Genomic DNA, 25,331 nt, shown 5'->3' on the forward strand with positions numbered 1-25,331 from the left:
TGAGTCCCTTTACGCAAAGATCTCTAGGCGTTGCATTTCATCCTTGAATTGGCGACTCTTTGTCATTTTTGGGCGAGCAGACCTCAGGCAGTGTGGGCTTTGGCGATCGCTTACCTTCCGAGTCATTAACGGCCGATCGCGCAGTGCGATCGCCCCTGAGATCTTTTGAGGTTTCTGAAGCCATGGTGCTATATGCCATGGGAGATATTACACAGGCTTGAAGCGATAAAAATATCGCCAGTATGGCTATCTTTCCGTAATTCATACCGACTGAATCCTTTTTAAACGAATAGATTTAAACTAATAGAGTTTTGCTTCGCACGGCGAACCTGAAGACTTACAATCTTGAGCACTTTGCCCCAATCCCAGACTATAAATCTTGTCTGCTTCCAACAGCAACTTCCTGCCATCCTCTAACACAATTGGGTTTGAGAAGTTACCCCTATAAATGACTGAGCTTCCTGCCGTGCCATGAATTTGGACTACTGTATTTCCATTTTGTTCGATTGTAATTGACTGACCTGTTCCACTTCCGCCCAAAAAATTAAACCGTCGAGTACCAATGAAGGGCAAGGTTTCTCTTGTCATCCATCCATTGGCAGTGCAAGTGGATACTCTGTTTTTGGGCATCAATGTAGACAAGCACCAATGATTTGCATCATAAAAAACAACGCCATCTTTGATGTATTTTAGTTCGGAAATAGGTTTCCACGGTTTGTCAATGCCAGACTCATCATAATATCGATAGCGTTCAGCTTGAATCTCTAAACCTTGATCGGTACCTCCTATCCAATAACGTCCCGATTGAATGGAGTTGGATGCAGAATTTTGTTGAGAAGCATCCGACCTTTTCTCAATCCACCAATTTCTCACTAAACTATCTCGTCCCGCAGTGACAACATATAGCAATTCTCCATTTTGATTGACAAACTCATATCGGCAAGGGGCTTCCCCTGTGCCAGAGCAATCATTGATTTCTATATATCCGCGATCGAATATGGCTTTAACCACAGGGCTTCTCAAGTTGCTCTCAACATTTGGGTTGGGTTTCCAGCCTTGTGCGAGAATGATTTGCCGCGCCTCCTCATAGGTCATTCCTTTTTGGAGTGGTAAATCTTGAGATTTGTTTGCCGAGTTTACAAGGGTAACTTGAACTTTTTCTGTGGCTTTGCCCTCTTTGCCATTGTCGAGACTCCTTGCAGGATGCGTTCCGCCGTTACCCGTATTGACGGTCGCGCTACTTTGGGCGGGCGTTGATTGCGGTACGTTTGAAATTGCGGGACTCGAACAGCCGATCGCTGTTAGTCCAACGAAACCTAAAAGAATGCTTGTTGCGATCGCTGAGGGATCTGAGGGATAAGATTTCCAATATTTCATACTGCTCAAAAACTGACTGAATTTGCGAATGATACATTGTCGAGAACTAGCGATCGCAAAAACTGAAAAGAGAAGAAACTGGGAATGAATCTAGTCGCCAAGAATCAAATTTTCCCTAAATCCAATCAGATTTATCCTGAAACCAATGGTGTTTAACGACGCAAACTCTTAGGGCTTTGTTTCAATTTCACCAAAATCTACTCGTTTGTATAAATCTTGCAAACCAATCTCAAAATTCACGGATTCCATTTTGAGAATCGCATTGGTTTCTAAATACTCTGTTAAGAGCCACTTACCATCCTTCTGTTTGGTATATTGCTCAACACCATAGCTGTTTTGCTCGATCAAGATATATTCTCGAAAAGTTGGGATAGAGCGATAATATTTAAATTTACTGGAGCGATCGCGTTCCTCTGTGAAATCAGATAAAATTTCCACAATTAAACAGGGATTGGTTACGGCAGTTTGCTTTGCATCCGTAAAGATAGGATTTCCCTCAGTCACCATCACATCTGGATAAGTGTAACGATTATAGTCAGGCATCCATAAACGCATATCACTCATAAATACTGAGCAATCTAAGTCCTCAAGGGCTAGCAGAATTCGAGCATGAAATTTGCCAGTCAAAATATTATGATTTGCCGACGCTCCTGCCATAGGTAGAATTTCTCCGTCCAAAAATTCACTTTTAAATTCGGCTTGCTCTTCTAAGGCAAGATATTCGGCTACGGTGTAGCGTTTGGCTGTTGCGAGTACCATGGTTATTCATCTCCCAACTTGGCATTTAATTTATATTTTAGTTAGTTTTTAGATCGTTATGCACAGTGGTTTTCTGAATCTCTATAAACCGATGGGAATCACTGCCCATGATTGCGTCAGTCGCGTGCGTAAGTTATTCAAACAAAAGCGTGTGGGACATAGTGGCACGCTTGACCCTGCGGCTACGGGTGTTTTGCCGATCGCTTTAGGACAGGCAACCCGACTATTACGATTTTTGCCTGAAGGAAAAGCTTACCGAGCTACGGTCAGATTTGGGATTGTCACCACTACCGATGACATGGAAGGAGAGGCGATCGCGACCCAACCATTTCCGCCAATCAACTTGGCTGAGGTTGAGGCTTTACTACCTTTGTTTCAGGGCAAGATCCAGCAACGTCCACCCATGTTTAGTGCAATTCATGTGGAGGGCGAACGACTTTACAATCTGGCGCGGGCGGGTAAAGTTGTTGATGTACCGATGCGAACTGTCGAGGTTAAATCCATAGAGGTCTTGGCATGGCGCGAGGGCGAATATCCCGAACTGGAGTTAGATATTCAATGCGGGACGGGAACTTACATTCGGGCGATCGCCAGGGATTTAGGAGAAAAGCTCGGCTGTGGCGGCACTCTGTCTGGTTTAGAGCGCACCTTTAGCAATGGTTTCGATCTAAGCAGTAGTTTGAGCTTTGAGCAAATTTCTGAGGCATTAGGACAAGATCGGTTTACGGTTCTGGCTCCCGATCTGGGGCTGCAACACCTCAAGGCTGTTTACTTAGAAACCGAGCAGGCTAAACGTTGGTGTCAAGGTCAGGCGATCGCTTTCGAGCCAACAGGTTCTGTAATTCCCGAAGATTTGGCGGAAGATAAAGAAGATTCAGATAAAAAAATAGATGGAAATTCCTTGGGTAGCCCTGATCGGGAAACTACGACTTATATGCGGGTTTATAACCAAGAAAATCAATTTTTAGGCATGACAGAATTGCGGCAGGGTGCATCACAAACACTGCACCCTTGTGTTGTTTTTGGAGAATGAACGTGCAAATTTAATCCTAGACATCTCCTCCTCGAAATCTTACAAAATAAGCCTTTAGAGCGATCCCCGAGGGTTGTTAAGAAAAGTAACAAAGTGCTATGGTATAGAGAGTTAAAAAGCCAAATTTCAACGCTCAATTTCTCAGCTAGGTAACCTATTCATGAACTAGCGAAGGTAAGGTAAAAGCTCATTACCAAACTGCCAACACTAATTAAAAATTTTCTCTCAGATTTACTGCCATGAACTCTTCTCCTATTCCCGAATCTGACCTGCTCAAGCAAATACTCGAACCCTTGCTTGAAGACTTTCGCTACTGGTTTGAGCGATCGCAAGATTTATTGGAGCGCGAAAAACTAGAGTTTATGTCTGAAGTCGAGCAATCAACACTCTTACAAAAGGTCAGAAATGCGCAACAAGAGGTGAATAGCGCTACATCTTTATTTAATCTCACAGGTCAGCAAGTTGGCATAGATGTACAAGCAATGATGCCTTGGCACAGCCTTTTGATGGAATGTCAAGCAGTTGGTATGCGGTATCGCCAAACTAAACAAACTTAGAGGGGCAAGCTAGGGGTTATTATCAGTAAATAAGTTTTTTAATGAATTGCTACTTTTTTAACTTGAGAGTCATTTAATCTCTCCCTCTATTTTTTATTTTCGTTTATTTATCGTTTAAAGCTTTTAGAGCAAAACTATTTAGGATCAAAAAGTTATGGTACAGATTTTATACATTGTTGCCTTTACAGCGCTTTCTCTCTTAGCGATTAGTAACCTAATTCGCAGCATGATTTCATTAGCTCAAACTGACTCTGGAAGCCGTAACAATAATGTTGTCAAGCGCAAACCCACTCGATTTACCCATCCAGAATTATTGGATCGAGATGGCAATTTGACCGATGAGCCACTCCTTGTAATTCGCTCTATGAGTATGGATGATGCACGCATGCATCTTGACGCGTTATACGAAGCATCCCCCAGTACTGATGCTTAAGAGCACCCTAAGCTCTGTGAAGCATTATTCAACATTGAACAATTTTCTTAAATAGAGTTTCCATAAGTTTCACTTTTAGAGATATATCTTTGGTCGTTGTTAAAGCCTGCGGTCATCGTTCTTCGCTATTCTATTAAAGGCTGATATTTCACATCCTAAGCCTACTGACTGAAATAGCGAATTACTATACCAAGAGATAAATCCCCATGACTGATTGGCAAATCGCTGCCGAATTTGAAGACATTCTGTATCACAAAGCCGATGGCATGGCAAAGGTGACGATCAACCGTCCTCAAGTGCGTAATGCTTTCCGACCTAAAACGATCGCAGAAATGCTCCAAGCCTTTACGGATGCCCGTGAAGATACTGAAATTGGGGTAGTTTTATTGACAGGTGCAGGGCCTGCGGCGGATGGTAAATATGCTTTTTGTGCGGGTGGCGATCAAAAGATCAGAGGCGAAGCAGGCTATATCTCAGACACAGGCGTACCAAGACTGAATGTTCTGGATTTACAGCGGTTAATTCGCACCATGCCCCAACCGGTGATTGCGCTTGTGGCAGGCTATGCGATCGGGGGCGGTCATGTCTTGCATGTAGTCTGTGACTTAACGATCGCCGCAGACAATGCCATCTTTGGGCAGACAGGTCCAATGGTCGGGAGTTTTGATGGCGGTTTTGGCGCATCCTATCTTGCAAGGCTGGTCGGACAAAAGAAAGCCCGCGAGATCTGGTATCTCTGCCGTCAGTACAATGCCCAAGAAGCGCTAGACATGGGCTTAGTTAACAAGGTCGTACCCGTTGAAAATCTAGAAGCAGAAGGAATTGCCTGGGCGCAGGAAATTTTAGATAAGAGTCCCCTAGCCATTCGCTGCCTCAAAGCTGCTTTTAATGCAGACTGTGATGGTCAAGCAGGCATTCAAGAATTGGCAGGTAATGCGACATTGCTTTTCTACATGACCCAAGAAGCCCAAGAGGGCAAACAGGCTTTCCTCGAAAAGCGCAAACCCAATTTCCGCCAGTATCCCAATCTTCCGTAGTGCAGAGGGTGAAGTGATCGTTAAGATATTAATGAGGCAGTACTCAGCAATGGTGGAGTTACTGCCGCAGATCGTAGAGGCTTTATCAACATGAAAGTTAAACGGGTTATTTTAAATAATATTGGCCCATTTGAACATCTCAAAATCCCTGTAGCACCCACTGAGCAAAATCCTACGAACATCACAATCTTTGTTGGTAACAATGGAACTGGCAAAACCTCTATACTGAGAGCCTTAGCTACATCCCTCAGTTGGTTTTTGGCTCGGTTACGTGCAGAGAAAGGCAGTGGCAATCCCATTCCCGAAGATGCCATTTTCAATGCAGCCAACGCCTGCGCTATTCAAATAGATGTCTATGATGCTCATCAGCCATCAACCTATCTCCAACTTAATGGGATTGGTGATTCTTTTGAGTGGATCTTAGCCAAAGCCAGACAAGGTCGTACATCTGAATACACAAGTCATCTTAATGACTGTACGAGATTAGCTAATTACTACCGTAATGCTATTACCCACGACGACCAAACCAGCCTCCCCCTGATCGCGTTTTACCCTGTCGAGCGCAGCGTGCTGGATATTCCACTCAAAATTAAAACGAAACATACGTTCTTGCAACTAGATGGTTACGACAATTCCCTCGTGCAGGGCATTGACTTTCGGCGCTTTTTTGAGTGGTTTCGGGAACGGGAAGATACTGAAAATGAATCGGGAATTTCTGAAGATTTAATGAGTCAACTGAAGCAACTAGCTGAGATCAATCAAGACGTATGGCAACAATTAAAACAATTACAAGCCTCAGCTAAAGATCGACAATTAACCGCAGTTCGCACCGCTATTAGCCGCTTCATGCCTCAAATGGACAACCTCAGAGTCCGACGTAAACCCCGCCTCCATATGGCAATTGACAAAAACGGTAAGACGTTAAACGTAGCCCAGCTCTCCCAAGGTGAAAAATCTTTAATGGCTCTTGTTGGTGATATTGCCCGTCGTCTCGCCATGCTAAACCCTTCTCTGGATAATCCTCTAACTGGACATGGCATTGTTTTGATTGATGAAGTAGATTTACATCTGCATCCCTCTTGGCAACGCAGCCTATGTGAACGTTTAACCGAAACTTTCCCCAATTGCCAATTTATACTTACCACCCATTCGCCTCTGGTGATCAGCGATTATAAATATGTTTTGGTTTACATCTTAACCAATGGTGAATTGCAAGAACTGCCATCGCAATATGGGCAAGATGCTAATACTGTCCTATTAGATGTTATGGATACCAGCATCCGTAACCAGAAAATTGACATCTGGCTCAACGATTTGCTAGATGCCATACAAGCCTCAAACTTATCCCAAGCTCAACAACTGCTCACAGAGTTAATCGTAGAACTACCTACAAATCAAAATCACCTTGAACTGGTCAAGGCTAAACTACTACTCCGTAAACAAGAATTGCGTCATGCGAACCATTAGCAAAGGACTGGAACCACCAAGTTTGACAGTTTGGAAACGAGCAAATCCCCACAAACACTACACCGATTTAGATACAGATATTCGTCGAGATATTCGAGACTATTCCCTCAAAGAACAATTTTACCTTTGCGCCTATTGCTGTCAGAAAATCCAAGACATTAACACTTGCCATAATGAGCATGTAGAAGCTCAAAACCTGAATCCTAGTCGTACCCTGGACTTTTCAAATATTGTTGCTAGTTGTAACACACTTAATCAATGCGGTGATGCCCATGAATCACAACACTTACCCCTAACTCCTCTAATGACGGAATGTGAAACAGAACTTCGATTCAAAATTAGCGGTCGGGTAGAAGGGCTGAGTGATCGGGCAACAACCACAATTCAAGTCTTAAATTTAGGAGACCACGAAAAAAATAACCGCGCCCTAATCGAAAAACGTAAGCAATTGTCTAACGCATTGTTATGGAAAAACGGCATCAATCCCAACGAAGGGTTAGAGGATGAAGAATTGCTAGAGTTGCTAGTCGATGATCTGGCACAAACCCAACAGGGGCAACTAGAACCCTTTGCTCCAGTAGTAATAAACATTCTGAGAAGTTGGCTTCAAATCTAGATTCTGACTTTTACACCTTACCAAAGCGGCGATCGCGTTCTTGATAATCCAGTAAAGCCCGATGAAATTCTGAGCGATTAAAATCGGGCCAAAGCGTATTGGTAAAGTAGATTTCGGTGTAGGCCATCTGCCAAAGTAAAAAATTACTCAAACGCATTTCGCCGCTGGTACGGATCAAAAGATCGGGATCGTAATTGCCAGCGGTATAAAGATGCTGTTCAAATAGACTCTCGTCGATTTCTGCCGATTTGAGTTCGCCTGTTTCCACCATCTCACTCAATTGTCGGCATACCCTGACAATTTCACGCCGACTGCCGTAGTTGATTGCTACGGTGAAATGAACAGCTTGATTATTTTTCGTATCTTCCATCGATCGCTGGATCTCGGCTTGCAGAGATTTTGGCAAGGGATCCAGATCGCCCACAAAGGTAATGCGGACACCATCACGCCCCATTTGCTCTAGTTCTTGGCGTAACATGCGCTCAAACAAGACCATTAAAAAGTCAACTTCTTCACTAGGTCGCCCCCAGTTTTCCGTAGAAAAGGCATAGACGGTGAGGGAATGAATTCCCCAATCGATACAACAGAGCAACAAATCTTTGATGACATCTACCCCCTGTCGATGTCCCACAATTCGGGGCATTCCTCGTCGTTTTGCCCATCTGCCATTGCCATCCATGATCACGGCAACATGTTTGGGTAAGCGTTGACGGTCTAAATCAGGCGGCAGGGTTTGCAGCAATTTGGCAGTCATTTTCGTGGAGTTGATTTGCGTGTAACTAATGTTTTTAAGCTGATTTTTTCCCAAAGCCAGCCAAATCTCGATACAGTTCTGCCTAGGTTTACTGGACGGTAGGCAGCAAGTTTTGTTTCTAGGACTTCGCGCAATCGGGCACTGGTCACAGGGCGATCGAGTCCACCATTTTCGGCGATCGCGATCGAACCCGTTTCTTCCGAGACGACAATGCAAAAGCAAGAACTGACTCTTTCCGTGATCCCCATCGCTGCACGGTGTCTCGTACCAATTTCACGGGAGGCAGCCCGATCGGAGATCGGTAAAATTACTCCCGCCGCAATTACGCGATCTTCTCTCATGAGCACAGCCCCATCATGGAGTAAGGTGGTTGTTTGAAAAATGGTCTGTAAGAGTTCTTTAGACAAAACCGCATTGAGCCGCACTCCTAACACAGAAAAGTTATGCTCGTCGATCGGCTCGCCTGTCTCTACGATCATTAATGCACCCGTACGATTTTGAGATAGTTCTTTGACAGCATCTACAATTTCATCGATCGCTGAATCAGATTCTACTTCGGCAGGACGGCTTTGCATAGGATGGAGTAAAGAGAGCAGATCCCCTCGCCCCAACCTTTCCAAAAAGCGACGTAACTCTGGTTGCAAAATCACAGCCATTGCCACGGCTGCCCCCACCAATAGCTTGTCTAATACAAAGTTAAGTAAGCTTAGACCAATGCGATTGCTGATGATGCTTGCTAGCAACAGGAAAATGATGCCGCGAATCATTAAGAGCGTACGGCGATCGCTGCTGAGCGCTAGCATCAAATAAACTAGCAACAGCACCAGCGATACGTCGATTACCCTCTGCATGAATGCAATCGTGTCGATCCTGGTTAACCACTCTAACCACTGCATTCATAGTCCTCTAACTTAATCCACATTTAGCCATCACATTTAGCTTAACTACCTAAAGCCTCAATCTGTCAGGCAAACAGTCTTGACGAATTAGATCTTCACAAGTTTCTCTCTGGACGATCAAACTTGCGCTACCATCAGCCACCAAGATCGCCGCAGGCTTGGGTAAGCGGTTGTAATTTGAAGCCATACTGTAATTGTATGCGCCAGTTCCCAACACCACCAAAACATCACCTGCCTCGGTTTTAGGTAGTCGAATGTCTTTAATTAAGATATCGCCAGACTCGCAATGTTTGCCAGCCACCGTTACAGTTTGTTCTAACGCACCACTCATGTTGTTGGCAATTACAGCACGATATTTAGACTGGTAGGTAATTGGACGGGGATTGTCAGACATGCCACCATCCACGGTAATGTAGGTGCGAATATCCGGTACGGTTTTGCTGCTACCGACCGTATAGGCAGTGATACAGGCTGCGCCTACGAGCGATCGCCCCGGTTCACTGAGCAGTTTTGGTAAGGGGATGCCCGCTTTCTCACAAGCAGTCGTTACGCCTGCGCTCACCACTTTTACCCATTCAGCAATACTGGGTGGATCGTCAGACTCGATATAGCGAATCCCTAAACCACCACCAATATTGAGTTCGGCTAACTCGATCCCATATTTTTCAGAGGCGATTTTGAACCATCCGATCATCACTTGACCGATATCTTGGTGTGGCTGTAATTCAAAAATCTGGGAGCCGATATGCGCGTGAATGCCAATGCAGTTCAGGCTGGACTTTGACACAAACGCCAAAACGGCTTCGACTTCATTGGGATCGAAACCAAATTTACTATCTAGATGCCCTGTTTGAATGTACTCATGGGTGTGACATTCAATACCGGGGGTAATGCGTAACATCACACGCGGCTGAAGTTGTTGCTCTTTGGCAAGGCGATCGAGGGTTTGTAGTTCTAGCCAGTTATCGACGACTACAGTACAGCCTGAAACGAGGGCATAGCTAAGTTCATCGACGGATTTATTATTGCCATGTAGGTATAGAAGTTGGGGATTGACACCAGCCTTCAACGCTGTATACATTTCCCCAGCCGAGACAACATCAATGCCTAACCCTTCAGAGGTAGCGATCGCGCAGATAGCTAAACAGTTCCAAGCTTTAGAAGCATAGAGTACCTGCGAACTACCTTGATAATATTCGCGAAAAGCATCCCGATATTGCTGGCAAGCTGTGCGCAGACTGACCTCATCTAGAATATAAAGTGGCGAACCATAGCGCTTTACTAGTTCGACCACATCACAACCACCCATTTCAAGATGATCTTGGGCATCGATCTTGGCAGTCAGAGGCATGAGTTGCTGATTGGGCGAAAGCGCAGACAAAATACTTTCTGTTACTTGCCCAGACTTAGTTTGCTCAGATAGCTGTGTAGAAAAATTCGGCAGAACCGTAGTCATCGCGTATCAATCTTTATGAAGAAGTTAACTCTAAACCATTATAGAAGTGCATGAGAGTCTAGAGCGAACTGCTTTTATTTTTATCTCGGTTTTTGGGTACTCGCCATCCCTAAAAGAGCCATAGCCATAGGGGAATTGTTATAAGCACCCCTACACTACTAAGCGCAATACTCAGAACAATGATTTCTTTATGCGCCACATTATATTCTTCTGCCAAAATTACGCCTGCTAGCGCTGTCGGCATTCCTGCTTCTAGCACCATAGCTAAACAAGGCATTCCTTTGATACCTAACCCTGTCAAACCCAAACCCACCGCGAGCGGAAGCAGCAAGGCTTTGATCGTGACGGCGGGTACAGCAGCCATAAATCCTTGCCAGCTCTGCATCTGTCGGAGACGAATCCCCACGAGCAAGAGCGCCACGGGTGCAACCACTTTGGCTACCATTTGCAAACCATGATTAACGGGAGCCAATAATTCAATCTGCTGCCATTGAAGCCACATTCCCAGCCCAAACGCCCAAAGTGTGGGGGTAACAGTGACTGCCTTGAGATGGGTAAGCCAGCTTACCTGTTTGACCCGATCGCCATAGTAGCTAGAAATCACTACACCCAAGCCATAGCTACCGATGATGTTATGCGCCAGACTAAACAGCACAACCCAACCTAAGTAGGCATCTGTCACCAAGTAGGGTGCAACGGCTAAACCCACAAAGCCTGTGTTTCCTAATACGGCAGAGAGCAAAAAGCTACCATGCTGTTCTTTAGGAAACCGCCAACAGATCGCGCCAGCCATCATCATCCCTGCCAACAAAGCACTAACTACAATGACTGGAACCAACCAAACGGTTTGGGTTAAATCAGCTCGCTGCATAAAAGCCAGTACCTGCACGGGGACGCCCACCCAATAAAGACTTCGCCCCATCAGTTTTGGCACCATTTCAGGCAAAGCCCGCAGCAGGAGAACCCCTGCTAGCGTCCAGCCAATTAAAGGAAGATAGATATCAAAGAGGCTATCAGTCACAAAACCTTATGGGGATATTTAGGGGGATTTTAGCAATGGGGAAAAAATTCCCATTGATTATTCACATTGCTCTAGATTGAGCGATCGCGCTAAAGCCGTTAGCTCGTCTTTATGTCCGCGTACCCAGAGACGAGACTCAGAACGTAGTTGTAAGCTAATTTCCTCTTGGCGCTCTGCCCCACGCCAGTAAAATACCCCCGCGATCGGCGAGGCAAGTACCAAAAACATCCAAATATTCTCTAAATCGGGGATCAAGATGCCTAGCACCAAGCCCAAACTGCCGAATCCGATCGCAGCCAGACAGACTAACAATAGGGCAAGAGCCATACTGGGTTTTACTAGCCCTGTCATTACGACCAGTTCTTGGGCTGGATCTAGCTTGACCACTTGATACGATCGCGCTCTTAAATGATCTCTCACCTGTTGCAGTAAGCGATCGTCGTTTAAATCTTGAGATTTTAAAATTTGCTCTGTGGTGCGCTCTTTGACAGAACTTTTCAGAAAAGATAGCAACCCCACAAACAATAAAGCCGTTAAAAACAGGGTGGAATATAAAGCAGGAGCCGTTGAAGTCATTTAAAAAATAGGCTTTACGTTACAATATATGATTATAGTTGTCTATTTAAATGTTGCTGTGTAGATATCGTAAAGCAATCTACTCACGACAAAAGTTAATGTTGACAGGACAGCGGCAACTTTGTAACTTGTTTTAGCGATCGCTTAGGTGTTGAGTTTGCGTGTTGAGTTTTTAAAGCATCGTTGAACGTTTTTGGTTAGATCGCTTAAAGACAAATAAACAGATTTGGGGAAACAACGATCCTACAAGATCTAGTTTTCACTAACCGAAATATTGCGAGTGTAGTATTCTAGCCATGTATTTATGGGTACAAAGCTTTTCACTAAGTCCGTGGGTCAAATAATTCATAACTTATGAATGACTGATTCATAGATTTTCGATCGTCTTTCGTTGAGAGTAAAGCTAAGCAATCTAAGCCTAGCAATCAGGCTAGTTCAGCAATTTTTAAGGTGTAGTTTAGAGATGGCGGAATATCCCCTTAACTCTGGTTATCTAGATGACTCTTTGAAACTAAAGAGATTGATACGCACCTTGCGTAAACGCTGGTTAGTGGTATTGGCCACTTCTGTAACAGTTTTTGCTGGAACCGCCTACTATACCTTTACGCGCACGCCTCTCTATCAGTCCTCAGCATCCCTACTCATAGATAACGCCACCGTTCCTGTTGCTGCAGATTTAGCAAATACCAATAATCCAGCCTCTGGTGGGATGGTGCGAGATGCCAATCTCTCCACTGAAATCGCCATTCTTAAAAGTCGTCCTTTGATTGAATCAGCGATCGCCAAACTCAAAATCAAAACGGGTAAGCCCGTGGATGATGGATTGGTGCAGTCAGTGTTAAATAATCTCACCATTCGTCCCGAAAAAGATGCGATGGTATTGCGCTTGACCTACCGCGATTCCAATCCCCAAAGAGCGAGAGACATTCTGGAATCGCTTTCAGCAACCTATGCAGAGTATAGTCTGAAGGATCGTCGCACCAAGTCGAGCAATGCGATCAAGTTTATCGAGGCGAAACTACCTGAAGTCAGGAAGCAACTGGAGAAGTCAGCCTTGGCAATGACCCAGTTTCGTAAAACCTACAATATTGTTGACCCAGAGTCTTATGCTGCCTCGGTTTACAAGATGCGTGAGAACCTAGAGCAACAAGCGCAAGATCTACAGATCAAAATTGCTCAAACCCAACGCCAATATGAAGAAATACAGCGACAGGTGGGTAAACCTACGGATGTGGCACTCAGTTCGGCAATGTTGGCACAGGATTCTACCTATCAAAGCTTAGTCAAACAATATCAAGAAGCCGTCACCAACTATTCATTGGAACGCACTCGTTTTAGTGAAAACACCCCCAGCGTCCAAGGACTCAAAGATCGGCGCGATCAGTTGTATCGATTGATGCAAGCCCGAGCCCAAGCGTTATTGGGTAATAAAGCCCCTGTTACTGGAATCTCCACCGAAATTCCTGCGCAGGCTGGTGGCAGTTCGATCCAGCAAAATTTGGCAACTCAGCTATTTGATGCTCAAACTGCGATCGCAGTACAACAGGCTCAAGTTAACAGTATTCGCAGTGCCCAATCTCAAATTTCTACAGTTTTTGCCCAAATTCCCCAACTCCAGCAAAAATACACGGAGCTACAACGCCAATTAGCACTGGATACTTCTATCTTTACAAAGCTATCCGAGAAATTAGAAGAATTACGCATTTCCGAAGCCCAAGAGATCTCGTCATGGCGGGAATTAGAACCTCCATTTTTGCCCACGAGCCCAATTTCTCCAGATATCAATCGCAATTTATTACTAGGTGGTTTGGCAGGAATTGTTTTGGGTATTGGTCTAGCATATCTCCTTGAGCGCTTCGATCAAAGGATCAGAGAGGTTGATGAAGTTAAAGAACTGATCGACATCCCCTTACTTGGAGCCATCCCTCGTACAGATATTACTTCCCTCAATGCAGCGCCAGGGAAGGCTAGAGTACTTCCTAGCTATAGCCATTCTGCTTTTAGGGAAGCACTGAGTTCCTTTGCCCTCAATCTCCGTTATTTGGGTTCCGATCAAAGTATCAAAACGATCGCGTTTACCTCCGCTGTTCCCTCTGAAGGGAAGAGCACTTTAATATTTAATCTGTCCACAATTTTGGCAGAGTTTGGCAATAGCGTATTGCTGATTGACGCCGACATGCGAAAGCCGATGATACATCGGTTAGCTAATACCCATAACCGTTATGGTTTATCCACCGCGATCGCCACCAACCGTCCTTGGCGGCAACTCGTACAGGCGGGCGATACCAAGGGATTGCTGCACATTCTCACGTCAGGACCGATTCCACCGAATCCCATTGTTTTGCTAGAGTCCAACAAAATGAGTGCGCTCTTAGAGGTCTGGCGCGAATCCTATGATTATGTTTTGATCGATACGCCACCTGTGGTGGGTGTTTCTGATGCCCAAAGCTTAGCTTCGCGAGTGGATACTGTAGTCTTGGTGGCAGCGATCGAGCGTTCCACGCGCCCTGCGATCGCCAGAGCTTTAGAAATCTTGGCTAGCTCCCGTGGCAATGTCGCAGGCATTCTGATTAACCTGATCAACAAAACAGATAGCAGCTATCACTACGGCTACTATTCTTCATACTATTATCAATATCCTTCCCAGTTACCTGAAGTGGAAGTTGTCAGCGAAGAAGACGATGACGAGCGAGATCTCGAAGTCATGGAAGATGAAGATGATTTGGAACGAGTAAAAACAGAAGCATAAACAAAAAGCTTTACAGAATCTTCTTGACTCTACCCTAAGGGGATAGTGTGTACTAAAACCAAGAGGCAAGGAGGTATGCAAAATGCTCAAAATCGGAGAATTTTCTAAACTCAGTCAAGTGTCCATCAAGGCACTGCGCCTCTACGACCAGATGGGTTTACTCAAACCGATCTCCGTCGATCGCTTTACAGGATACCGCTTTTACTCGGCAAGTCAATTACCCAGACTCAACCGCATTCTGGCATTGAAAGATTTGGGGTTCTCATTAGAGCAAATCGATCGATTGCTTAACGAACAGATTTCACCCGAACAGATGCGTGGAATGTTGCGGCTTAAGCATGCCGAAATGCAACAGCACATTGAGGAAGAACAATCGCGATTGCTCAGAGTAGAAGCCAGACTCAAACAAATAGAACAGGAGGATATGATGTCAGACTACGAAGTTGTAATTAAAAAGATCGAACCAATGACCGTTGCCTCCATTCGTGAGGTCTTGCCCAACTATTTCGCTATTGGTAAACTTTTCCAAGAACTCAACGTGTATTTAGCCCAAAAGGGAATCACAAAATTTGAGTATGATGCGGGAATCTGGCACGACCCAGGCTATAAAGAGAGCGATGTTGATAGCGAAGCCGTTTTAGCGATCGATCGCCCCGTACCAGAAACCGATCGCATTAAGGTTTACGAACTCCAAGGTTACGATGCGATCGCCAGCATCATCCATCATGGAAGCTACAGTACGCTTAACCAGTCTTACCAGCATCTGCTGACTTGGATCGAAAATAACGGCTATCGCTGTATCGCGCCGAACCGTGAGTTCTATATTCAAGGAGGCTTCGAGCTTGATAACGAATCCTATATTACCGAGCTTCAATTCCCAGTAGAGAAAATTTAGGCAATATCTCGAGTCCAAATTCCACAGGATAACGCCCGCTTGTCCTGTGGAATCTAGAGGAAACAAGGAAAGATTTGCCTTAAAGAATTTGCCTTAAAGAATTTGTAAGATGCCCAGATTCACTGCAAAAAAACCTATAAGAATCAAGATTGTTTTCTGAATCTTATTTAAAACGGGCTGTACTTCGTAGGTAACCAGCAGGCGATCTTTCAATAACTCAGGTTCGGGCTTTTCCCACTGTTGTCCGTCATACCAGCCCGTTTCCTCATAGAAAATTTTCTGGCTCTGAAGGCGATTTTTTACATGCACCCATCCTGAAAACAATAGTAGCAAGGGCAAACAAAGCCCCACCGTCGAACCTGCGCTGCCCAAACAGAGAAATTGCCAGAGATGCCGAGCTGGTGGAAAACTCACAGCCGCAACAGGAGCAGTTACCAGCCAAAAACTAAGCCAGATGCATAAAATGATGCGGAGATACGCCCAAAGCTCTAGGGTTGCCCATCGATAGAAAAAAGATTCTTTGAGCGCAATATATTCATTCAGTGGTTGTTGATCTTCAGGAATGGGGCAAGCCATGGGTAGCTAAATAGGTCTCCAGCAAATTTGACGACTATTTACAGGATAGCTGACAATCTAGCTTAAGGTAGTGAAGTTCTATCAAATCCAACCGTGGCATCATGGTTCTCAACGGTCAAAGCTGCCAACATCTCGGCATAGGGAGATAGGTGCAGATGCGCCTTATGTACTGACCCAAATAGCTCTAGCTTCTCTGTAATGACTGCTTGCATTGCCGCGATCGCTGCACCCATCGAGTCAACCAAATCTTTTAGCGATCGCGAACAAATCCCCTGTTGTAAGCTATGCATATAGGCTTGCCGCACTTCTGTATTGACATTAAACTTGCAGACCCCTAGCTGAATGGAACGGTCGATCGCTTCAGCGGGTAATCCAGATGCACCATGCAGCACCAGCGGCACATGCACGAGTTTGCGAATTTTGGCAAGGCGATCGAAATCTAGTCTTGGCTCGCTTTTATATTCACCATGGACGTTACCAATGGTCACAGCTAAGGCATCCACTTTTGTGGCGCTCACAAATTCCACCGCCTGATCGGGGTCGGTCATTTTCGCTTCCTTCTCCGCTACGGTGAGACCATCCTCTGTGCCACTAATGCGACCAATTTCAGCTTCCACAATCGCACCTTTACGATGGGCTAACTCTGTCATCGCTTTGGTAAAGGCTAAATTTTGCTCGTAGGGTAAATGGGAACCATCTGCCATCACCGAAGTCATGCCAGCCTCTAAAGCAACTTGAATATCTTCAGCCTTAGTACTATGGTCGAGATGCACTGCGATCGGAACCTTGGCAGCACGAGCCGCTTCTAAACATAGGGCAATTAGCCCCACCCCACCAAACTCTAAAGCGCTGGGATGAATTTGCAGCATAGCAGGGCTTTGATTTGCCTCTGCTGCCCCCACAACAGCTTTTACCCCTTCGAGGTTGTAGACATTAAACGCTCCGATCGCGTAGGAATTGCGGCTAGCTGTTTCTAAAAGTTCTCTGGTCGAGCTAAGCATAGTAGGTTGTTAAGGACTGATAATTTCAATCCTATCGCTGAAGCGATCGTAAAGGTTACTTAATCATCCGCTTTGCTGTGTCCGTCAAGGGAACCTGTCAAAGCATCGAAACCCAAACCTCACCCACGTTAAACCCCATGCTGCTTAAACCATGCTTGCAGACGCTTCCAGCCATCTTTAGCCTCTTTCTCGCGGTAAGAGGGGCGATAGTCGGCAAAAAAGGCATGAGGGGCATCGGGATAGACGATGATTTCAGATTTGCTGCGGCTAGATTTCAAGCGATCGCGAAATTGATCCACCGTAGTCAGAGGAATGCCCGTATCTTTGCCCCCATAGAGCCCCAGCACGGGAACAGTCAGACTCGATGCGATATCAACAGGATGTTTGGGTTGCAATGCGGTGGCATCACCTACAAGCCGCCCGTACCAAGCCACGCCAGCTTTCACCTTAGGATTGCTGGCTGCATATAGCCAAGTAATGCGCCCACCCCAGCAAAAGCCTGTAATCCCTAAGCGATCGGCATTTCCCTTTGCTGACTTTACCGCCCAGGCTACAGTGCTATCGAGATCGGAGATTACCTGCGCGTCTGGTACTTTCGCCACAATCGGACGGATTTCATTGATGCTGCTCAATTTCGAGACATCGCCTTGACGGACAAACAATTCGGGTGCGATCGCCAGATATCCCAGTTTGGCTAGGCGACGGGTGACATCTTGAATATGCTCGTGCACGCCAAAGATTTCTTGAATCACGAGGACGATGGGGAAATTGCTACCCTCAGCAGGCATAGCTCTATAGGCAGGAATTTCCCCACCCTGCACGGGAATTTTCACCGCACCAGCGATCAATCCCTTGCCATCTGTGGCGATCGCATCGGCAGAGATGGGTTGTACGGCTAGGGCAAATCCCGTAGCCAAGGAGGCAGTCACGATGAACTTGCGGCGCGTTATTTCTCTTTGCATATTTTTTTGATTGAACCAGTGCATTTGACTAGAAATAAAGGTTTAGCAGCATTGTAGCTATCCTCAGGAGGCAAGATTCACCACTCTGTATTCACCACTATTTTAAGGGCACTTCTGCAAATGCTGAATCTCTTTGGAATCTTGGATTAACTGTTTGTGTAAAATTGCGTGTTAGAGGAACAGGGAAACAGTTGTCATTTTTTCTTTTTTGTCGATTCTATTCATCATTTAGTAGATTTTGAAATCCTGCTTGAATAAAATGTTTGTCATGGGCTAGTGCTGTTGTGATGTCTAGCTCTTTCATGATCAAAAAAGAACAGCAATCTGTCAAGCTCCATTGTTTATCTTCTCTTTGGAGATAAAGCTCTAATGCAAGATCGAACTGTTTTGTATTTTGAGGAATAACTGTCACGTTAGGATGTTGTTTCATTTGCTGCACCCTCAGTGCCACTTCCTTACGTGCAAAACTGTGAAATTTAGAAAAGAAGTTTAGCAATTCCGTTAAAACCATTTCGCTGGTTATGACTCTTACTTGCTGTGCTTCCAACGACTGATACAAAGTGAGAGATTTACGATGCCATCGATCTTTAGGATTTAGTAGAGCTATCCAGAAGCCTGTATCAGCAAAGACAGTTTTCATAGATATGCATCTAGATTTTCAGAAGCATTACTAGGAATACTATCCCATATCTCTTCTGGAACTTTACTGGAATTTTCTACAATGATTTGCCAGAAAGGAGTAGCCGTTGAGTTAAAAGGAATTTCTTGTCTATATTTATTTGGAATTAGACTTGCTGCTTCTTGGGAAATTATACGCTGCACAATCTGGGTTACGATCACTTCTAAATCTGCAAATGTGAGAGTACTAATAATTTCTTGTTTGTCTAATCTTGAAATTTCCATCTTTTTTACCAAATTAATCCTATTTTACTATTTTGCGATCGCAACAAGAATTCAAATCAGCTAAAAACTTCTGCTACAGATTGCTCGAAATTGGGTAGCAACGGACTGCTCAAAACATCACTACTAAACAACGTCGCCACCAAAGGTAACCCCGCGCGGCGGGACGCATCCTGCAAGGAATCGCGTCGAAAGATCTCGATTTGTTGTCTGCGCCAATCCACAATCCAATATTCCTGTACGCCTCTAATTGCATAGAGTTTGCGTTTTACCTCTCTGTCTCGTCGCTCGTTATCGCTCCCTTCAGATAGTACCTCTACCACTAGCTCTGGTGCAGCTAAAAGATGCCCAGATTCATCTAAAGCCTTGGCTAAGCGATCGCTACTGATCCATACCAAATCTGGAATCACATTGTCATCTTCCGTAAATATCAAACCTGGAGTAGTAACGACCTCGCCCAATTTACTCTGACTCGACCAAATTCCCAAGGATTGAATCAGCTTAGTAATTACTTTTTGATGTTTCCAGTGAGGGGCGCGAGTCACAAATAGCTCTCCATCAATAATTTCATAGCGATTGCCGTTATCTGGCAATAACTCCAAGTCGGCAGATTTCCAACGAATTGTTTGGTACATTCAAGTCAGCCTCCAGCAATTACTTCTATTTTGACACAGAGTAAAGCGATCGCTCTACTAAGCGTAAATCCTCAACCCAAAAGCTTAAAAACGCTATATAGAAATACAGTTTATATGCCATGATTTGTGGCAAGTTGATAGCTGCGATCGCTGAAATTCTTTAAGAATTGCAAGAAATTCAAAAAACATGGAATCAAACCAAAGCCTAAATTTCCCTAGCCCTCCGCCCAATAAACCGATTGCTCCCTTGCAATGGATTAAAGAGAATCTGTTTAGCGATTGGTTTAATAGCCTCTTGACTATAGTTTGTATCGGGCTGATTTATTGGATTGCTAAAGGTCTGATTGTTTGGTGCACAACCCAAGCGCAGTGGTCGGTCGTGAGTGCAAACTTTCGTCTGTTTTTTGTAGGGCGATATCCCCTAGAGCAAGGTTGGCGACTTTGGCTTGTTTTAGCAATGATTAGTGCGCTCTCTGGGCTGGCTTGGGGTGTTTGGGGAAGATTTAGCCGCACGGTGGGCATGGCGATCGCTTCACTTTCTGTAGCATTGGCCATTCTCGTTCCAGTGGAATTACCATCAAAGCTCTGGATTCTCAGTACAGCGGTTTTGGTTGGGGTAGGGTTTGGCTTGGGACAGAGACTTAAAGCAATTCGTTTCATTTCCCTTAGTCTGTCCTTTCTCTGGTTGTTATCGCTTCCGATCGCACTTTGGCTGGTGGGGGGTGGACTTCGCATTCTCGAGCCCGTAGAGGTAAATCTGTGGAATGGATTGCTCCTGACAGTTTTGATTGCCGTACTGAGTATCGTCGCTTCTTTCCCTTTAGGGGTTTTGCTAGCCTTGGGACGACAGAGCACGATGCCCGTGATTCGCTGGTTTTGCATTCTCTACATTGAGATTATTCGCGGATTGCCTTTGGTGGGCATTTTATTTATGGCTCAAGTGATGCTGCCCTTGTTTTTACCGACAGGCGTGAGCCTCAATCAGGTGGTGCGTGTTATTGCAGCGTTTGTTCTATTTAGTGCCGCCTATCTCGCCGAAAATGTGCGGGGAGGTCTGCAATCCGTACCGAGAGGTCAAATCGAAGCAGCCAAGGCTTTAGGATTTGGCACTCCCCTGATTATTATTTTGATTGTGTTGCCACAGGCATTACGAGCGGTGATCCCTGCAATCGTCGGTCAGTTCATTGGCTTATTTAAAGATACTTCTCTAGTCTCGATCGCAGGCTTAGTAGAATTAATGGGTATCTCTCGTTCGATCTTATCGCAACCTGACTTTATTGGTCGCAACGCTGAAGTTTACTTATTTATAGGCTTGATTTACTGGGTATTTTGCTATGCCATGTCTCAAGGAAGCCAAAAACTAGAGAAGGCTCTCAACTCCGATTGAGATATTTAGCTTCCTAGGGTGGTTGTGGTGAGGCAGTTCTTGCGGCTTTTCTCGCAGTTTTTTCCAAAAGCCTTAACCCAAACCCAGGCTTCTTTAAGCGAAAATCGCTATTTGAGTTTACTTTATAAACTTAAATAGCCAATAAAGTATTAAATAATAACTAAGTATCTTGCCTGAACCGTGAGGATCGGCTAGGATAAAAAGTAAGAAACTGTCAATTTACAAACCTATATTTGGAGAGGTCAATTGCAAAAGAAAAAGCCTCCTAAACGCAAACCTACAGAGAAGCAACCAGAGCAGTTTCAGCAGTTAGACGATCGAGATAGATTGCTGTTACAACTCTTACAAGAGAATAGTCGGACTAGTAATGCAGAATTGGCTCGTCAGTTAAATCTCACACCACCTGGATTACAAAAACGGCTCAAAAAGCTAGAAGACAGTGGTTGCATCGATGGATACGTAACGCTAGTAAATCGTGAGGCCTTGGGACTCGATCTCCTTTGTTTTACCCAAGTTACCCTCAGCCACAATCAGCCAGAATGTGTAGGTCAGTTTTGCGAGCGTATGCAAGGGCTACCAGAAGTATTGGAATGCCATCACCTGACTGGTGAATTTGACTATTTGTTAAAGGTCGTCGTGCCAGATCACCAAGAGTTAGAACGATTTCTCAATGAGGAAATCACGCTGATTCCCGGCGTTGATAAGGTGCGAACCAATATCGTTCTCAATCAAATTAAAGCTTCCACTTCTCTACCCCTAGATACTGAGTTGAATTCTATAGAAGTCAAGACTTAAAAAGCTTCTAGAATCTTAGAATATTGGACAGGCGATCGCGTTAATCCAGATCGTGACTGCTATAGAAAATTACCCCACCCTAGCCCTCCCCTTGCACTAGTCGCTTTGTGACTTCCCGCAGGGTAGGGGAGAGGACTGGATTTCTAATCTTGTGGTCAGAAGAGCGTGTTTGAGAAGTATTTATCCCCTCTAACTGGGGATTTAAGTTTCCCCCTTTTGCAAGGGGGGATTAAGGGGGGTAAAAGTAGAAATTTATACGAGATACTAGAATCCTCAAACACTCTCTAAGTTACCCAAGGAAAATTTGCGCAGGGTAGAGCAATCGCAGTAAAGCTCAGTAACTCCTAGATTTAAAAGCAGTTTCGATCGGAAGCAGTACCAGATCTCACCTTAGGGGAGGGAACTACAATGAAACATATGGAAGGGACGCTACTGGGGTATGAGGGCTGCCATCTCTACTATCAAAGCTGGCAACCAGAAGGAATTAGCCAAGCGATCGTCATTCTTGTCCATGGGTTGGGTTCGCATAGTGGCGTATTTCAGAATGTGGTGGACTATTTAGTTCCCCAAGGGTATGAGGTCTATGCCCTAGATTTGCGAGGACACGGACGCTCAGAGGGACAAAGGGGCTATATCAATCGTTGGCAAGAATTTCGCGAAGATCTTCATCTTTTATTTCAGCAGATTCGATCGCAACGGGCTTGCTGCTCTTACATCCTCTGGGGACATAGTTTAGGTGGCACGATCGTGCTTGATTATGTCTTGCACTATCCTGACAATGTTCGCGGTGCGATCGTGACTGCGCCTGCTTTAGGCAAGGTGAATATCTCAACTTTTAAACTATCTTTGGGGAGAGTATTTTCTAAAATATTGCCACGTTTTAGTTTGAAAGCAGGACTGCACAACGAAGAAAATGCAGGAACCCCAGAAGCACAACTCGCCTACGCACAAGATTCCCTAAGACATGAATATGGAACTGCTCGTTTGGCAACAGAATTTTTTGCAACCGTGGACTGGATTTACAACCATGCCTCTGAGTTGAAAATCCCATTGCTGATTATGCATGGGAGCGCCGATCGCGTCACTCTCCCCGAAGCCAGTCGTGCCTTTTTTCAAAGAGTGATCTTTCCCGACAAAGAACATCGAGAGTACCCTGACAGCTATCACGATCTGTATGTGGCTGAAAATTCTCGCAAGGTATTTACCGATTTGGAAATCTGGCTCGATCGCCATTTAGAAGGAGCGCAAACCTGCCAATTTTTCTTGGAGAATACTTTGCAGAATGCGGCTTTGGTTCCCCTAGGGCACACGTTACCTTCCCTTTTAGAAGAGGCATGTCAGAACCATCCTAATGCTAAGGCGCTCAATCAATGGACGGAAAATGGTTGGCGATCGCTATCCAATCAAGCGTTCAAATCGGCAACGGAATCCTTAGCGATGGGATTGCTGAGTTTGGGGTTGGCGAAAGGCGATCGGGTTGCTTTTCTGATGCATAACGATCTGAACTTTGCGATCGCGGATATGGGTTGTCTGTTGGCAGGCTTGGTGGATGTACCGATTGACTTGACGCAAACTCTAGAGAATATTTTCTTTGCACTGTCCCACAGCGAAGCCAAAGCTCTGATTGTGGCAAATTTGGATTTATTAAAGCAAATTGCTCCCTATTTGGGCAAAGCGCCAAATTTACAGCAGATCGCGATCGCCGAAGTTCCCGCAGATTGGCAACCGACGCGATCGGCAAAAGCCTCTTCATGGGAATCCCCGCTAGATTCCGATCGCTCAACTCCGAGCAATGGTTTGGAATTCACCGAAACGATTCCTGCCGATGCCTGTCTGGATTTGCATACATTCCTACATGGAACGCCTACGGAAGCTCGTGTAGAAGCCCGCGATATCCCTCTGCCCCAGTGTTTACAAGTGTTCTCCCTAAATGAGTTACAAGTCCAAGGACAGGGTCGGGCGACCGTGAATAACCTCCAAATTTTGCGATCGCGTCTGACATCCAAGGATCTGGCAACGATCATCTACATTCCCGCCGAGACAGGGAAACTGGTTGGTGTGATGCTGACCCATGAAAACCTTTCTGGGAACGCTTTAGCTGCTTTTGCGAGTTTAAAGGGCTTGGAGTGGGGCGATCGCGAGGTGTCCCTTTCCTTTTTACCCCTCACCCATGTGTTTGCGCGATGTCTGTTCTACGGACACCTGTACTACAGTCACAGCGTTTACTTCTCCCATCCCAACCGAGTGCTCAAACATTTAAAGGAAGTGCAACCTACCGTCCTCGCTTCCGTGCCTCTGTTACTGGAGAAGTTCTATAGCAAAATCGCCGAGCGCAATCAGAAATTATCTTGGTGGGAACGACGGATTTCTACCTGTGCCTTGCACCTTGCACAGCAATACGAAATGGGACAAAAGCCTCGGGGACTGTCGGCATTACATACAAAGCTAGCGATAAAAATTGCAGATGGATTGGTATACGCCCAGTGGCGATCGCTGTTTGGCGATCGGCTGAAATATTTGCTCAGTGGTGGTGCTGCCTTAAGTGCCGAAATCGCCAATGTGTTTAATGCCGCAGGCATACCGATTTTGCAAGGCTATGGCTTAACGCAGACGGGTGGAGTGGTCTGCTTCAATCGCTTGGACAACAATCGCGCAGGTACGGTGGGGAGTCCGATTCCTGGGGTAGAAATTGCGATCGCCACCGATGGTGAAATTCTCGTGCGGGGACTGTATGTCACGCCCGGCTATTACAAAAATGTCGAAGCCACGCAGGCGGCGATCGACGCGCAGGGATGGTTGCATACAGGCGATTTGGGAGCCTTTACTGCCAATGGTTTGCTCAAAATCACAGGCATGAAGAAAGCTCTATTTAAGCTCTCTACGGGGAAATATATCGCGCCGCAACCCTTGGAAGCACGCTTGCGGGCATCCACCCTGGTCAAACAAGCCGCGATCGTCGGTTCCGATCGCAAATTCTGCTCGGCATTGATCTTTGCGAATCTCAGTGCTTTACGCGATCGCGTGCGGAGTTTGGGCTTTCCCGAACTGAGCGTCACGCTAACCAATGACGAACTGTTCCGCCATCCCTGTATCCTGTCGCTCTATCGTGCCGAGATCGATGCGATCAATTGCCATTTGCCCTATTGGGCGAATATCAAGCGCTTTCTGCTGAGCGATGCCGAATTGACCGTAGGAAATGGTTTGCTGGCGGAATCCCAACAGATCGATCGTGCCGCAGTTACCAAACACTTCTCTCGCGAGATTGATGCTCTGTATGGCGAAGGCGATCCAAGCGATCGCAAAGATAGGAAAAAGGCAAAGAATTTAGAAACCGAAGACGCACAACTCGACTGTGCCGATTATGCCGCGATCGCCTGCCCAATTTTTACCCAGTCGCTCAATCCCCACTTTACGACCTAATGAATTCTTGCTCCCCTTCTCCCTGT

At 45.4% G+C, this 25,331-nt stretch carries 25 protein-coding genes; 12 read left to right on the forward strand and 13 right to left on the reverse strand.

Annotated elements, in window-relative coordinates:
- Positions 1 to 59 precede the first annotated feature (59 nt).
- Complete coding sequence (locus V2H45_RS13310; RefSeq protein WP_330484129.1) at positions 60 to 221, forward strand: hypothetical protein; 162 nt, start codon at positions 60 to 62, stop codon at positions 219 to 221.
- Positions 222 to 300: 79 nt separating this feature from the next.
- Here V2H45_RS13310 and V2H45_RS13315 read toward each other — a convergent pair whose 3' ends face one another.
- Positions 301 to 1,377: a hypothetical protein gene (locus tag V2H45_RS13315; protein WP_330484130.1), complete on the reverse strand. Its 1,077-nt coding sequence runs from the start codon at positions 1,375 to 1,377 to the stop codon at positions 301 to 303.
- A 168-nt stretch (positions 1,378 to 1,545) separates the two neighbouring features.
- Positions 1,546 to 2,136 carry a Uma2 family endonuclease gene (locus tag V2H45_RS13320; RefSeq protein ID WP_330484131.1) on the reverse strand — a complete coding sequence of 197 codons (591 nt, stop codon included), beginning with the start codon at positions 2,134 to 2,136 and terminating at the stop codon, positions 1,546 to 1,548.
- Between the two features lie 58 nt (positions 2,137 to 2,194).
- Between V2H45_RS13320 and truB the strand changes: the two genes are divergently transcribed.
- The 6 genes from truB (at position 2,195) to V2H45_RS13350 (ending at position 7,279) form a co-directional block, all read left to right on the forward strand.
- Positions 2,195 to 3,169 (forward strand): tRNA pseudouridine(55) synthase TruB, encoded by a 975-nt coding sequence (gene truB / locus V2H45_RS13325; RefSeq protein ID WP_330484132.1) that lies wholly within the window; start codon positions 2,195 to 2,197, stop codon positions 3,167 to 3,169.
- 239 nt (positions 3,170 to 3,408) lie between these two features.
- Complete coding sequence (locus V2H45_RS13330; protein WP_330484133.1) at positions 3,409 to 3,726, forward strand: DUF2605 domain-containing protein; 318 nt, start codon at positions 3,409 to 3,411, stop codon at positions 3,724 to 3,726.
- A 154-nt stretch (positions 3,727 to 3,880) separates the two neighbouring features.
- The gene (locus tag V2H45_RS13335) at positions 3,881 to 4,159 is read left to right on the forward strand and encodes a DUF2973 domain-containing protein (RefSeq protein WP_330484134.1); all 279 of its coding nucleotides are present in this window, start codon (positions 3,881 to 3,883) and stop codon (positions 4,157 to 4,159) included.
- Between the two features lie 206 nt (positions 4,160 to 4,365).
- The gene (gene menB, locus V2H45_RS13340) at positions 4,366 to 5,196 is read left to right on the forward strand and encodes a 1,4-dihydroxy-2-naphthoyl-CoA synthase (protein WP_330484135.1); all 831 of its coding nucleotides are present in this window, start codon (positions 4,366 to 4,368) and stop codon (positions 5,194 to 5,196) included.
- Between the two features lie 90 nt (positions 5,197 to 5,286).
- A complete protein-coding gene (locus V2H45_RS13345; RefSeq protein WP_330484136.1) occupies positions 5,287 to 6,663 on the forward strand; it encodes an AAA family ATPase in 1,377 nt (458 codons plus the stop codon).
- Entirely contained in the window at positions 6,650 to 7,279 is a 630-nt protein-coding gene (locus V2H45_RS13350) for an HNH endonuclease family protein (RefSeq protein ID WP_330484137.1), read from the forward strand. Before V2H45_RS13345 ends, V2H45_RS13350 begins: the two co-directional genes overlap by 14 nt.
- Before the next feature lie 10 nt (positions 7,280 to 7,289).
- Here the strand turns inward: V2H45_RS13350 and V2H45_RS13355 are convergent, their stop codons facing one another.
- The 5 genes from V2H45_RS13355 to V2H45_RS13375 form a co-directional block, all read right to left on the reverse strand.
- A complete protein-coding gene (locus tag V2H45_RS13355) occupies positions 7,290 to 8,033 on the reverse strand; it encodes an isoprenyl transferase (RefSeq protein ID WP_330484138.1) in 744 nt (247 codons plus the stop codon).
- Entirely contained in the window at positions 8,030 to 8,929 is a 900-nt protein-coding gene (gene cdaA, locus V2H45_RS13360; RefSeq protein ID WP_330484139.1) for a diadenylate cyclase CdaA, read from the reverse strand. Before cdaA ends, V2H45_RS13355 begins: the two co-directional genes overlap by 4 nt.
- 52 nt (positions 8,930 to 8,981) lie before the next feature.
- On the reverse strand, positions 8,982 to 10,388 hold the full coding sequence (gene lysA, locus V2H45_RS13365; RefSeq protein ID WP_330484140.1) for a diaminopimelate decarboxylase: 1,407 nt from the start codon (positions 10,386 to 10,388) through the stop codon (positions 8,982 to 8,984).
- 109 nt (positions 10,389 to 10,497) lie between these two features.
- Positions 10,498 to 11,409 carry an AEC family transporter gene (locus tag V2H45_RS13370; RefSeq protein WP_330484141.1) on the reverse strand — a complete coding sequence of 304 codons (912 nt, stop codon included), beginning with the start codon at positions 11,407 to 11,409 and terminating at the stop codon, positions 10,498 to 10,500.
- Positions 11,410 to 11,466: 57 nt separating this feature from the next.
- Positions 11,467 to 11,985 carry a cofactor assembly of complex C subunit B gene (locus V2H45_RS13375; protein ID WP_330484142.1) on the reverse strand — a complete coding sequence of 173 codons (519 nt, stop codon included), beginning with the start codon at positions 11,983 to 11,985 and terminating at the stop codon, positions 11,467 to 11,469.
- A gap of 463 nt (positions 11,986 to 12,448) precedes the next feature.
- Between V2H45_RS13375 and V2H45_RS13380 the strand changes: the two genes are divergently transcribed.
- Together V2H45_RS13380 and V2H45_RS13385 are read left to right on the forward strand one after the other, a co-directional pair.
- A complete protein-coding gene (locus tag V2H45_RS13380) occupies positions 12,449 to 14,734 on the forward strand; it encodes a GumC family protein (RefSeq protein ID WP_330484143.1) in 2,286 nt (761 codons plus the stop codon).
- An 82-nt stretch (positions 14,735 to 14,816) separates the two neighbouring features.
- Positions 14,817 to 15,629 carry a MerR family transcriptional regulator gene (locus V2H45_RS13385; protein ID WP_330484144.1) on the forward strand — a complete coding sequence of 271 codons (813 nt, stop codon included), beginning with the start codon at positions 14,817 to 14,819 and terminating at the stop codon, positions 15,627 to 15,629.
- A gap of 93 nt (positions 15,630 to 15,722) precedes the next feature.
- Here the strand turns inward: V2H45_RS13385 and V2H45_RS13390 are convergent, their stop codons facing one another.
- The 6 genes from V2H45_RS13390 to V2H45_RS13415 all read right to left on the reverse strand — a co-directional run bounded on the left by V2H45_RS13390 (position 15,723) and on the right by V2H45_RS13415 (position 19,703).
- Positions 15,723 to 16,205 (reverse strand): CGLD27 family protein, encoded by a 483-nt coding sequence (locus V2H45_RS13390; protein WP_330484145.1) that lies wholly within the window; start codon positions 16,203 to 16,205, stop codon positions 15,723 to 15,725.
- Positions 16,206 to 16,267: 62 nt separating this feature from the next.
- Complete coding sequence (locus tag V2H45_RS13395; RefSeq protein WP_330484146.1) at positions 16,268 to 17,206, reverse strand: class II fructose-bisphosphate aldolase; 939 nt, start codon at positions 17,204 to 17,206, stop codon at positions 16,268 to 16,270.
- Positions 17,207 to 17,334: 128 nt separating this feature from the next.
- Positions 17,335 to 18,168 carry a dienelactone hydrolase family protein gene (locus V2H45_RS13400; protein WP_330484147.1) on the reverse strand — a complete coding sequence of 278 codons (834 nt, stop codon included), beginning with the start codon at positions 18,166 to 18,168 and terminating at the stop codon, positions 17,335 to 17,337.
- A gap of 217 nt (positions 18,169 to 18,385) precedes the next feature.
- Positions 18,386 to 18,808 (reverse strand): type II toxin-antitoxin system VapC family toxin, encoded by a 423-nt coding sequence (locus V2H45_RS13405; RefSeq protein ID WP_330484148.1) that lies wholly within the window; start codon positions 18,806 to 18,808, stop codon positions 18,386 to 18,388.
- On the reverse strand, positions 18,805 to 19,071 hold the full coding sequence (locus V2H45_RS13410; RefSeq protein WP_330484149.1) for a hypothetical protein: 267 nt from the start codon (positions 19,069 to 19,071) through the stop codon (positions 18,805 to 18,807). The genes V2H45_RS13405 and V2H45_RS13410 overlap by 4 nt, the downstream gene beginning before the upstream one ends.
- A gap of 56 nt (positions 19,072 to 19,127) precedes the next feature.
- Positions 19,128 to 19,703, reverse strand: coding sequence for a Uma2 family endonuclease (locus V2H45_RS13415; RefSeq protein ID WP_330484150.1), 576 nt, complete (start codon positions 19,701 to 19,703; stop codon positions 19,128 to 19,130).
- Between the two features lie 187 nt (positions 19,704 to 19,890).
- Between V2H45_RS13415 and V2H45_RS13420 the strand changes: the two genes are divergently transcribed.
- From V2H45_RS13420 to V2H45_RS13430, 3 genes are all read left to right on the forward strand, one after another.
- A complete protein-coding gene (locus tag V2H45_RS13420; protein ID WP_330484151.1) occupies positions 19,891 to 21,090 on the forward strand; it encodes an amino acid ABC transporter permease in 1,200 nt (399 codons plus the stop codon).
- Between the two features lie 246 nt (positions 21,091 to 21,336).
- The gene (locus V2H45_RS13425; RefSeq protein ID WP_330484152.1) at positions 21,337 to 21,885 is read left to right on the forward strand and encodes an Lrp/AsnC family transcriptional regulator; all 549 of its coding nucleotides are present in this window, start codon (positions 21,337 to 21,339) and stop codon (positions 21,883 to 21,885) included.
- A 408-nt stretch (positions 21,886 to 22,293) separates the two neighbouring features.
- Positions 22,294 to 25,305: an alpha/beta fold hydrolase gene (locus V2H45_RS13430; RefSeq protein ID WP_330484153.1), complete on the forward strand. Its 3,012-nt coding sequence runs from the start codon at positions 22,294 to 22,296 to the stop codon at positions 25,303 to 25,305.
- The last annotated feature ends 26 nt before the right edge of the window (positions 25,306 to 25,331 follow it).

Origin of the sequence: Tumidithrix elongata BACA0141, assembly GCF_036349135.1 — a bacterium.
GTDB lineage: Bacteria > Cyanobacteriota > Cyanobacteriia > Pseudanabaenales > Pseudanabaenaceae > Tumidithrix > Tumidithrix elongata.

Coding starts and splice junctions, on each gene's coding strand:
- lysA (WP_330484140.1), bottom strand. CDS start 10,388: ATGACTACGGTTCTGCCGAATTTTTCTACACAGCTATCTGAGCAAACT.
- cdaA (WP_330484139.1), bottom strand. CDS start 8,929: ATGCAGTGGTTAGAGTGGTTAACCAGGATCGACACGATTGCATTCATG.
- V2H45_RS13420 (WP_330484151.1), top strand. CDS start 19,891: ATGGAATCAAACCAAAGCCTAAATTTCCCTAGCCCTCCGCCCAATAAA.
- V2H45_RS13405 (WP_330484148.1), bottom strand. CDS start 18,808: ATGAAAACTGTCTTTGCTGATACAGGCTTCTGGATAGCTCTACTAAAT.
- V2H45_RS13390 (WP_330484145.1), bottom strand. CDS start 16,205: ATGGCTTGCCCCATTCCTGAAGATCAACAACCACTGAATGAATATATT.
- V2H45_RS13375 (WP_330484142.1), bottom strand. CDS start 11,985: ATGACTTCAACGGCTCCTGCTTTATATTCCACCCTGTTTTTAACGGCT.
- V2H45_RS13345 (WP_330484136.1), top strand. CDS start 5,287: ATGAAAGTTAAACGGGTTATTTTAAATAATATTGGCCCATTTGAACAT.
- V2H45_RS13415 (WP_330484150.1), bottom strand. CDS start 19,703: ATGTACCAAACAATTCGTTGGAAATCTGCCGACTTGGAGTTATTGCCA.
- V2H45_RS13350 (WP_330484137.1), top strand. CDS start 6,650: ATGCGAACCATTAGCAAAGGACTGGAACCACCAAGTTTGACAGTTTGG.
- V2H45_RS13430 (WP_330484153.1), top strand. CDS start 22,294: ATGAAACATATGGAAGGGACGCTACTGGGGTATGAGGGCTGCCATCTC.
- V2H45_RS13315 (WP_330484130.1), bottom strand. CDS start 1,377: ATGAAATATTGGAAATCTTATCCCTCAGATCCCTCAGCGATCGCAACA.
- V2H45_RS13355 (WP_330484138.1), bottom strand. CDS start 8,033: ATGACTGCCAAATTGCTGCAAACCCTGCCGCCTGATTTAGACCGTCAA.
- truB (WP_330484132.1), top strand. CDS start 2,195: ATGCACAGTGGTTTTCTGAATCTCTATAAACCGATGGGAATCACTGCC.
- V2H45_RS13335 (WP_330484134.1), top strand. CDS start 3,881: ATGGTACAGATTTTATACATTGTTGCCTTTACAGCGCTTTCTCTCTTA.
- V2H45_RS13410 (WP_330484149.1), bottom strand. CDS start 19,071: ATGGAAATTTCAAGATTAGACAAACAAGAAATTATTAGTACTCTCACA.
- V2H45_RS13320 (WP_330484131.1), bottom strand. CDS start 2,136: ATGGTACTCGCAACAGCCAAACGCTACACCGTAGCCGAATATCTTGCC.
- V2H45_RS13395 (WP_330484146.1), bottom strand. CDS start 17,206: ATGCTTAGCTCGACCAGAGAACTTTTAGAAACAGCTAGCCGCAATTCC.
- V2H45_RS13400 (WP_330484147.1), bottom strand. CDS start 18,168: ATGCAAAGAGAAATAACGCGCCGCAAGTTCATCGTGACTGCCTCCTTG.
- V2H45_RS13380 (WP_330484143.1), top strand. CDS start 12,449: ATGGCGGAATATCCCCTTAACTCTGGTTATCTAGATGACTCTTTGAAA.
- menB (WP_330484135.1), top strand. CDS start 4,366: ATGACTGATTGGCAAATCGCTGCCGAATTTGAAGACATTCTGTATCAC.
- V2H45_RS13385 (WP_330484144.1), top strand. CDS start 14,817: ATGCTCAAAATCGGAGAATTTTCTAAACTCAGTCAAGTGTCCATCAAG.
- V2H45_RS13330 (WP_330484133.1), top strand. CDS start 3,409: ATGAACTCTTCTCCTATTCCCGAATCTGACCTGCTCAAGCAAATACTC.